General features: G+C 68.4%; 8 protein-coding genes. 6 read left to right on the top strand and 2 right to left on the bottom strand.

Annotation, left to right across the window (positions count from 1 at the left end; all coding sequences use genetic code 11):
• Positions 1-279 precede the first annotated feature (279 nt).
• Positions 280-1260: a hypothetical protein gene (locus ACFU8Q_RS35245; RefSeq protein ID WP_384462328.1), complete on the top strand. Its 981-nt coding sequence runs from the start codon at positions 280-282 to the stop codon at positions 1258-1260.
• 455 nt (positions 1261-1715) lie between these two features.
• On the opposite strand, the gene ACFU8Q_RS35250 is transcribed toward ACFU8Q_RS35245, so the two are convergent.
• Complete coding sequence (locus ACFU8Q_RS35250) at positions 1716-2702, bottom strand: helix-turn-helix transcriptional regulator (protein ID WP_384462331.1); 987 nt, start codon at positions 2700-2702, stop codon at positions 1716-1718.
• A gap of 129 nt (positions 2703-2831) precedes the next feature.
• Between ACFU8Q_RS35250 and ACFU8Q_RS35255 the strand changes: the two genes are divergently transcribed.
• Positions 2832-3170: a 5'-nucleotidase gene (locus ACFU8Q_RS35255; protein ID WP_384462334.1), complete on the top strand. Its 339-nt coding sequence runs from the start codon at positions 2832-2834 to the stop codon at positions 3168-3170.
• Positions 3167-3487, top strand: a complete 321-nt coding sequence (locus ACFU8Q_RS35260) for a (2Fe-2S)-binding protein (protein ID WP_093899390.1) — start codon at positions 3167-3169, stop codon at positions 3485-3487. The genes ACFU8Q_RS35255 and ACFU8Q_RS35260 overlap by 4 nt, the downstream gene beginning before the upstream one ends.
• 124 nt (positions 3488-3611) lie before the next feature.
• On the opposite strand, the gene ACFU8Q_RS35265 is transcribed toward ACFU8Q_RS35260, so the two are convergent.
• Positions 3612-4016, bottom strand: coding sequence for a pyridoxamine 5'-phosphate oxidase family protein (locus ACFU8Q_RS35265; protein ID WP_384462337.1), 405 nt, complete (start codon positions 4014-4016; stop codon positions 3612-3614).
• Positions 4017-4232: 216 nt separating this feature from the next.
• Here ACFU8Q_RS35265 and clpB point away from each other — a divergent pair, with 216 nt between their 5' ends.
• The 3 genes from clpB to ACFU8Q_RS35280 all read left to right on the top strand — a co-directional run bounded on the left by clpB (position 4233) and on the right by ACFU8Q_RS35280 (position 9119).
• Positions 4233-6833: an ATP-dependent chaperone ClpB gene (gene clpB / locus ACFU8Q_RS35270; RefSeq protein WP_384462340.1), complete on the top strand. Its 2601-nt coding sequence runs from the start codon at positions 4233-4235 to the stop codon at positions 6831-6833.
• A gap of 388 nt (positions 6834-7221) precedes the next feature.
• Complete coding sequence (locus ACFU8Q_RS35275; RefSeq protein WP_384462343.1) at positions 7222-8487, top strand: MFS transporter; 1266 nt, start codon at positions 7222-7224, stop codon at positions 8485-8487.
• Between the two features lie 71 nt (positions 8488-8558).
• The gene (locus tag ACFU8Q_RS35280) at positions 8559-9119 is read left to right on the top strand and encodes a YbjN domain-containing protein (RefSeq protein WP_384462346.1); all 561 of its coding nucleotides are present in this window, start codon (positions 8559-8561) and stop codon (positions 9117-9119) included.
• Positions 9120-9165: the final 46 nt, after the last annotated feature.

Below are 9165 nucleotides of genomic sequence, written 5' to 3' on the forward strand. Positions count from 1 at the left end.
CCCGTCACCCGTGTGCTTCACGGGTGACGGGCCTTTGTCCTTTCCGCGGCCTTGGCGGGCAGGGAAGCGAGGCGGGCCCCGATCCGACAGCGCACCGAGTCCACCGAGTCCACCTGGTCGGTCTGATCCATCGAGCTCTTTCACGATGGTCTCTCTCCTGGCCCCCCGCCGCCGGGTCCAATCCCTGTGCGTCGCCGCAGAGCTGTGGGAGGCTCCGGCGTACTGAGCGCTGAGCGCCGAAAGCGGCCTGAGGCCGGCGGGCGGGAGGGAGGGCGGGGGTTGCGTTCTGCACTGGTGTGGACCGTGCGACTCAGCGGGGCCGTGGGGTGGATTGCGACCGGGGTCGCGTGCGTCTGGGTACTGGGCATCGCGGCTGTTCCGGCGCCGCGAGTCGGGCCCCTGGCGTGGGGTGCGGTGGCCGCGGGGTGTGCGGTGCTGCGTTGCGGTGCGCTGTGGGCGCTGCGGGATCGGGTTCGGGGGACCGGTGTCCAGCTGCGCAAGGCGGATGCCGGGAGCGGTGTGGGCGAGGTACTCGGGCTCTCGCTCGACTCGCCCTCCAAGGGCTGGGTCAAGGCACGGACAGGCGCGGTGTGGTTCCTCGTCGCCTTCTCCACAGGGGCGTTGTTCGCCGCGACCATGGTGGTGGGTTCGGGGGGCGGGAAGCGCGAGGCGCTGCGGGACGCGGGTGCCGAGGTGAGCGTCGCCACCGTGGTGCAGCGGCCGCGCGCGGTGGAGAAGGACATGAGCGAGGATGTCGTACGCGGCTACTACTCACGCCTCGTCGTCTCCGTGCCCGGTGGCCCCGAGCGGCTCGATGTGAAGGGCGCGTACACCTTCGACAGGCCCCGCAGCGGCTCGACGGTCGACGTGTTGTGGGCGTCGTCCGAGCCGGAACTCGGAGGCTACGTCCACGACGGCAGTGACCTGAGCATGTACGCGGAGGGCCGTTGGGACGCCTTTCCGGGCGGGGCGCAGGGACGGAACGCACGGCTGGCTCTCATCCTTGTTGCATGCGTTGCCGGTGTCTTCGGCCTCGTCCTGACGCTCACGGGAGGCAGCGAGGCGCTTCAGTGGCTGGCCTGGTACCCGATTGCCCGGACGGTCCGCGCGCTGGCGACGGTCGTAGTGTTTCTGGGCTGGCGGCCAGTGCTCATGGGCGTGGAACCAAACGCCGTGGAAGGACTGTTGAGCGTCACGGGCATTCTGCTGCCGATGCTCGTGTATCTGTTCACCTCGGTAGGGACCATCGGCGACGACTGAGCGGGACGGGGCAGCGGGACATGGACCCGCCTACCGGGTGCGGGCACGGGTGCGTCGCGTTCATGGTGTGGTGCGTTCCGCGATGCCGGAGGTTGGGGTCGTCGCCGGCGATCGCGGTGAGGGGGCCGGCGAGTCGGCCAGTGCGGCAGCTGACCGTACCCGTTCGTGGATTTCCCGGGTGATGGGTTGCAGCAGATGCTCCGGCGCGGCCGACGGCGGTACGGGGCGCATCCGGGCGCTGTCCTGCGGGTCGGGGCGGACCAGTGCCAACTCGACCAGGCAGGGCGTGGGTTCACCCCCATCTCTGCCTATCTACGACCCTTCACTTCCGGCAATGCAGCAAGATGACGGTGGTGAAAGAGTAGTCGGAGAGGCACGCTCGTCGTGCCTGGTGATGAACCTCTCCGGTGCCGGGGGCCGCGGTCGTTCTCCCCCGTATTGCGGTTGTGGCCCCTTCAGTCAGGATCCTGTTCCAGGATCCCCGACCTGGCTATCAGATAGCCGAGTTGGGCTCGGCTGCTGCTGCCGAGGGCGGCGTTCAGCTTGGCGACGTGCGCGCGGCAGGTACGGACGTTCATGCCGAGACGACGCGCGATCGAGTCGTCGACATGGCCCTCTACGAGAAGTTGGGCGATGGAGCGCTGAACACCACTGATGCCCTTGGGAGTCGGGTCGTACTTGACCTCTTCCAGGAGGGGGGCCGCGCGGGCCCAGAGCTGCTCGAAAACCTTGACGAGATACTCGACCAGCCCGGGGTGGCGCAGTTCCAGGGCGACTTGGCGATCGTCCTGGGCGGGTATGAACGCAACCGTACGGTCGAAGACGATGAGTCGCTCGATGAGCTCCTCAAGCGTCCGGATCTCCACGTTGTCGTCGGCCATCCGCTCGGCGTAGGCCAGGGTGCCGGGGCTGTGACGTACCGTGTGCTGATAGAGAGTGCGAATGCTGACGCCGCGGTCCACCACGGAGAGGCCCCTTTCCAGGGCTTCGCTGAGGCGGTCTTCGCTACGGCCGCCGCCGGGCTGGACGGTGAGGACTTCGGAGCGGCACTCCGCCGTGGCAAGATCGAGTGCCGCGTTGATCCGGTTGACGCCCTCCAGCACGGTGATCGCGTGTGTGGTCGGTGGGTCCTGTGCGCTGATGTCCATGAACGGCTCGAAGGACTCGGCCAGCAGGACCGAATGTCGCCGGCGCTCCTGGATCTCACGTTCTATGGGGTGCAGGTGCTTGGCCAGAGCGGCGGACGGCGGGACGGGCCGCAGCCAGTCGGCGTCGTCGGGGTCGGGGTGCAACAGGGCGAAGTCCATGAGGCAGGGCGCTGGTTCCACCTCGTTGCGGGCAATGCGTCCCGAGCGCAAAGCACTGGCGTAGAGGCGGCCTCCGGCTTCGCATAGTTCAGTGATCCCGTGAGGATGTGTCAGTTTTGTGTTGCTTGTGACCATATTCTCCACCCCCCATGTTCCTGAACATGCAGGAACATGATGCATCGACTCGGTGGTGTTCGTGTGCCCAGGTGGGACATCGTCTTAGGTGCGGGGGAGAAGAATCCACAAGTGAGGACGAAGCCGACTATGTATAAGCGAATGCTTCGCTCGGCGCTTGCCGCCTCGTTCGTCGCGGCCCTGGGACTCGGGGTGCTGAGCGGCAGCGACATTGCCTGGAGCAGCGGGGCAGCATCCTCGCCGGACGACATTGCCTGGTCCACCCAGGCGTCGGTGCCGGGTGACATCGCGTGGTCCACCCAGGCGTCGGTGCCGGGTGACATCGCGTGGTCCACCCAGGCGTCGGTGCCGGGTGACATCGCGTGGTCCACCCAGGCGTCGGCGCCGGGCGACATCGCCTGGAGCGTCGACGCGGCAGTCGAGCCCGGTGACATCGCCTGGTCCGAACCGACCCATCAGGGCGCATGACCATCCCGCCGGACGACCGGACCTTCCGGCGGGAAATGGCCACGGCCTACCGATCAGGCTGGCATTTCATCGATCTCGTCACTGCCATCCCCCGCTGTGGCGACTCGCTGATGGTCACTCTGTTCGGCGACCCCATCGTTGTCGCACGTGAAGAAGACGACGAAGTGCGTGCCTACCGGTGCCTCCGCAAGCCGCGTGGAGCTCCACAGCCCGTGCGCTGCGCGATTCGGTACGACATGATTTTCGTCAACCTCGACCGGCGGGACCACCAGCTGTTCGAACCAGAGACTATTTCCGCCACCCCCCGCAGTGCCTGAGCGATCCCCCGTCGTTCCATGTCGCTCGGCACTCCCCCACACAACGGCGCCATCGTGACCTGAACACGATGGCGCCGTTGTGCTGCCCCGGGCCCCGGGAAGCGCCGGGAGCCCGAAATCCTGTTTACGTCCTGCCGAGCGCCCGGTCCAGGGCGATCTCTATGACGACGCGGTCCGGGTTCGGTGACGGCGTGCGTCCGTAGCGTTCCGCGTAGCGGCGTACCGCGTCGGCGACCACCTCCGGCTCCGTGCGGACCGTCGCACGGCCCTCCAGCGTCGCCCAGCGTCGCCGGTCGACCTGGCAGACCGCGACCCGGGCGCCTTCCGGACCCGCGGCCAGGACATTGGCGACCTTCCGCCTGCCCTTGCTGGTGATGATCCGGGCCAGCCCGGCCTCGGGGTCGTACGTCACGCCCACCGGCACCACGTGCGGCGTGCCGTCGGGGCGGGGTGTGGTCAGGGTGCACAGGTGGTACTCGCGCCAGAACGCGAGGTAATCGGGGCTCGGATTGGTCACATCGACTGCCATGGGAAACAGGGTAGGGAGTGCGCATCCGTGGCCCGCCCCTGCGGTGGCGGTGGTTCTCTCCGGCCGGTTGACTCGGAGTCGGACTCGAAACCGCACTCGAAACCGCACTCGGAAGAGGCGATGCCGCCGGGTTGAGTGGAATAGACTCAACTTTGTGCACGTTGATTCAGTCAGTGTTGTGGAGAGACCAGTCACCGCAAGGAGGAGAGAGCGCACGTGGACGCCGAGCTGACCAACAAGAGCCGGGACGCCATCAACGCGGCCACCAGCAGGGCCGTGAAGGACGGACACCCCGATCTGACCCCCGGGCATCTGCTGCTCGCGCTGCTCGCGGGCGAGGACAACGAGAACATCATCGACCTCCTCGCCGCCGTCGAGGCCGACCAGATCGCCGTACGCACCGAAACGGAGCGGCTCCTGGGCGCGGAGCCCAGCGTCACCGGGTCGACCGTCTCCCCGCCGCAGCCCAACCGCGAGCTGCTCGCCGTCATCGCGGACGCCGCGCAGCGCGCGAAGGAGCTCGGCGACGACTACCTCTCCACCGAGCACCTGCTGATCGGGATCGCCGCCGAGGGCAGCCGCGCCGGTGAGATCCTGAGCGCTCAGGGGGCCAGTGCGAAGAGGCTGCTGGACGCGTTCGAGAAGAGCAGGGGAGGGCGCCGGGTGACCACACCCGACCCGGAAGGTCAGTACAAGGCCCTGGAGAAGTTCGGTACGGACTTCACGGCCGCCGCCAGGGACGGCAAGCTCGACCCGGTCATCGGACGTGACCAGGAGATCCGGCGTGTTGTCCAGGTCCTGTCGCGGCGTACGAAGAACAACCCCGTACTCATCGGCGAACCCGGCGTCGGCAAGACGGCCGTCGTCGAGGGGCTCGCCCAGCGCATCGTCAAGGGTGACGTCCCCGAGTCCCTGCGGAACAAGCGGCTCGTCTCGCTCGACCTCGGCGCGATGGTCGCGGGCGCCAAGTACCGCGGCGAGTTCGAGGAACGGCTGAAGACCGTCCTCTCCGAGATCAAGGAGAGCGACGGGCAGATCATCACCTTCATCGACGAGCTGCACACCGTCGTCGGCGCGGGCGCCGGCGGCGACTCCGCCATGGACGCGGGCAACATGCTCAAGCCGATGCTGGCCCGCGGCGAGCTCCGCATGGTCGGCGCGACGACGCTCGACGAGTACCGCGAGCGGATCGAGAAGGACGCAGCCCTGGAACGCCGCTTCCAGCAGGTGCTGGTGGCGGAGCCGAGCGTCGAGGACACCATCGCGATCCTGCGCGGCCTCAAGGGCCGTTACGAGGCCCACCACAAGGTCTCCATCGCGGACTCCGCGCTGGTGGCCGCCGCGACCCTGTCCGACCGCTACATCACCTCCCGCTTCCTCCCCGACAAGGCCATCGACCTGGTCGACGAGTCGGCGTCCCGGCTGCGCATGGAGATCGACTCCTCGCCCGTCGAGATCGACGAACTCCAGCGTGCCGTCGACCGCCTCCACATGGAGGAGCTGGCCCTCAAGAACGAGACCGACCCCGGCTCCAAGCAGCGCCTGGAGAAGCTCCGCCGCGACCTCGCCGACAAGGAGGAGGAGCTGCGCGGCCTCACCGCACGGTGGGAGAAGGAGAAGCAGGGCCTCAACCGCGTCGGTGAACTGAAGGAACGCCTCGACGAACTGCACGGCCAGGCCGAACGCGCCCAGCGTGACGGCGACTTCGACACCGCTTCCAAGCTGCTGTACGGGGAGATCCCCGGCCTGGAGCGGGAGCTGGCGGAGGCGACCGAGGCCGAGCAGGAGGCCGCCAAGGACACGATGGTGAAGGAGGAGGTCGGCCCGGACGACATCGCCGACGTCGTCGGCTCCTGGACCGGTATCCCGGCCGGCCGCCTGCTGGAGGGCGAGACCCAGAAGCTGCTCCGCATGGAGGCCGAACTCGGTAAGCGCCTCATCGGGCAGACCGAGGCCGTACGGGCGGTGTCGGACGCGGTACGCCGTACCCGCGCCGGAATCGCCGACCCCGACCGCCCCACCGGCTCGTTCCTCTTCCTCGGCCCGACCGGTGTCGGCAAGACGGAGCTCGCGAAGGCGCTCGCCGACTTCCTGTTCGACGACGAGCGGGCCATGGTCCGGATCGACATGAGCGAGTACAGCGAGAAGCACAGCGTGGCGCGGCTGGTCGGCGCCCCGCCCGGCTACGTCGGCTACGAGGAGGGCGGCCAGCTCACGGAGGCGGTCCGCCGCCGCCCGTACAGCGTCGTCCTGCTGGACGAGGTCGAGAAGGCCCACCCCGAGGTCTTCGACATCCTGCTCCAGGTCCTGGACGACGGCCGGCTCACCGACGGACAGGGCCGGACGGTGGACTTCCGCAACACCATCCTGATCCTGACGTCCAACCTCGGCAGCCAGTTCCTGATGGACCCCCTGACCGAGCCCGAGGTGAAGAAGGAACAGGTCCTGGAGGTCGTACGGGCCTCGTTCAAGCCGGAGTTCCTCAATCGGCTCGACGACCTGGTGGTCTTCTCCGCCCTGTCCGGCGACGAGCTCTCGCACATCGCGAAGCTCCAGATCGACCGGCTCGCGGGGCGTCTGGCCGAGCGCAGGCTCACCCTGGACGTCACGCCGGAGGCCCTGGCCTGGCTGGCCGAGGAGGGCAACGACCCGGCCTACGGAGCACGGCCGCTGCGCCGCCTCATCCAGACGGCGATCGGCGACCGGCTCGCGAAGGAGATCCTCGCGGGCGAGGTCAAGGACGGGGACACCGTCCGGGTGGACCGGGTCGGGGACGGCCTGCTCGTCGGCCCCGCGACCGCGGGAAAGACCTTGTAGCCCCTGTAGACGGCGTACGGGCTTTTCGAAGCCATGTCCCCAGCCGGAAGACCACGCGTCCCGGCTGGGGACTCGTCGTCTGCGCCGCAGTGCAATTGAAGAAGAATTGCGGTGATTTCGGGAGAACGGAAAATCGACCGGTGTCATCGGTGATCCGTTGTTCAACGTCGATATCGAGCCAAACGTTTCGCTCCGTGTCGAGGGGTGGGATCACGTCACCCTGCTCCGCACCAGGCCGCACCGCCCACCCCTGGCAAGGGACACCTGCTCGGGCGCCCGCAGCGCCCACCTGGGGGCACACGAATAATCAGGACACCTCGGCTCGCCCGTCGCGGCCTGCCCACAAGGAGGATTAGAGGCCGAATTCGACAGCCGGTAGCGTGCCCGCATGAACGAGCAGATAGGCGATGAGATAAATCCGGGGACCGAAAAGCCCCGATCCGGCAATCTCTTTCACCTTGGCGAATTCCGTACCCTTTGGGCTGCTTATGCTCAGTCGATCCTGGGTGACCAGTTGGCACGCGTGGCCCTGTCGTTGCTGGTGTTCGAACGCACCGACTCGCCCGGCTGGACCGCGGCCACGTATGCGCTGACCACCTTGCCCGCCCTGCTGTCCGGGGTGCTCCTGTCCGGCCTGGCGGACCGTTTCCCCCGGCGTACGGTCATGATCGGATGCGACCTGGTGCGGACGGTGCTGGTCGCGCTGATGGCCCTGCCCGGGACGCCGTTGCCGCTGCTGGCCGGGCTGCTCGTGCTGGCGCAGCTGGCCGAGGCACCCTTCGGCGCGGCGCAGGGCGCACTGCTGCCGACCGTGCTCGGCGAGCAGAGGTACGAGCGGGGCCAGCGAGTCATGCTGATCACTCACCAGGCCGGACAGCTGGTCGGTTTCGCCGGTGGGGGTGTGCTGGTCGTATGGCTGGGCAGCCACCTCTCCTTGGGTGTGAACGCGGTGACCTTCCTTCTCTCGGCGACCCTGGTCAGGTTCGGCGTGAAGGCCCGTCCCGCGGCGGGTGCCGACGAGCGGAAGCCGCGGCTCGGTGCTCAGGTCGGGAGTGCGGCCGCACTGATCTGGTCGGATCGCAGGCTGCGGTCGCTGGTCGCGCTGGGGTGGCTCGCCGCGTTCGTCGTCCTGCCGGAGGGGCTGGCGGCCCCCTTCGCGGACGAGGTCGGCGGGGGCGCCGCCTCGGTGGGACTCCTGCTCGCCGCACATCCGGCGGGAATGGTGCTGGGTGCGGCTCTTCTGGGGCGGGCTCAGGTCGGGGACGAGTTGCGGCGCCGCCTGCTCGGGCCGTTGGCGGTCGGCGCGAATCTGCCGCTGCTCATCTACTGGCTCGGTCCCGGCGTAGCTGTGGCCGTGCTCGTGTTGATGGTGTCGGGGGTGTGCTCCGCGTATCAGATAACCGCCGGAGCGACCTTCGTACTCCTGACCCCGGTCGGCCAGCGTGGCCAGGCGCTGGGGCTCGCCAGGTCGGGGCTGATCGCCATGCAGGGGATCGGAGTCGCCACGGGTGGCCTGGCAGCGGAGCTGTCCGGGTCGTCGGCGGACACCATCGGTGCGTCCGGACTCCTCGGCGTGTTGTGTGCGATCCCTGTCGCCGTTGCCTGGTCGCGGGCGCGGGAATCCGATGCGGGGACGATTCCCCGGAGGGCGTAGGACTACTGGCCGTCAAACGCGGCTAGGGTCGTCGGAAGGAAACCACGTGCGATCCACAGGAGTACCCAGCGATGTCTATCGATCCTTCCTCGATTCCTAACTTCGGGGGCCGACCCGAACCGCAGGCGGCAGGACCCGAGGGCCCCGTTGTCCCCGACCAGGACCTCGTCAAGCAGCTCCTCGAACAGATGGAGCTGAAGTACGTCGTCGACGACGAGGGCGACCTCGCGGCGCCGTGGGAGGACTTCCGCACGTACTTCATGTTCCGCGGCGAGGACGAGCAGCAGGTGTTCTCGGTCCGTACGTTCTACGACCGCCCGCACGCAGCGGACCAGCGTCCGGTCCTTCTCGACGCGATCGACGACTGGAACCGCCGCACCCTGTGGCCCAAGGTCTACACGCACACCCACGAGCCCGAGGAGGGCTCCGAGGACACCGAGGTCTCGGTCCGTCTCATCGGTGAGGCGCAGATGCTCATCGGTACGGGCGTCAGCCTGGAGCACTTCGTCTCGTCGACGGTCAGCTGGGTGCGCGCCTCGATCGAGTTCGACAAGTGGCTGCAGGAGCGTCTGGGCCTGACGCCGGCCGAGGAGAAGACGGACGGCGGGGACCCGACCCCTTCGGGCGCCTGAGCCCCGCACAGCAGTGACAGCCCGGCCCGGGGCGGCGGTCCTCAGG

It is taken from the genome of Streptomyces sp. NPDC057543 (assembly GCF_042801895.1).
Lineage (GTDB): Bacteria > Actinomycetota > Actinomycetes > Streptomycetales > Streptomycetaceae > Streptomyces.

Coding starts and splice junctions, on each gene's coding strand:
- ACFU8Q_RS35275 (WP_384462343.1), top strand. CDS start 7,222: ATGAACGAGCAGATAGGCGATGAGATAAATCCGGGGACCGAAAAGCCC.
- ACFU8Q_RS35265 (WP_384462337.1), bottom strand. CDS start 4,016: ATGGCAGTCGATGTGACCAATCCGAGCCCCGATTACCTCGCGTTCTGG.
- ACFU8Q_RS35250 (WP_384462331.1), bottom strand. CDS start 2,702: ATGGTCACAAGCAACACAAAACTGACACATCCTCACGGGATCACTGAA.
- ACFU8Q_RS35260 (WP_093899390.1), top strand. CDS start 3,167: ATGACCATCCCGCCGGACGACCGGACCTTCCGGCGGGAAATGGCCACG.
- ACFU8Q_RS35280 (WP_384462346.1), top strand. CDS start 8,559: ATGTCTATCGATCCTTCCTCGATTCCTAACTTCGGGGGCCGACCCGAA.
- ACFU8Q_RS35255 (WP_384462334.1), top strand. CDS start 2,832: ATGTATAAGCGAATGCTTCGCTCGGCGCTTGCCGCCTCGTTCGTCGCG.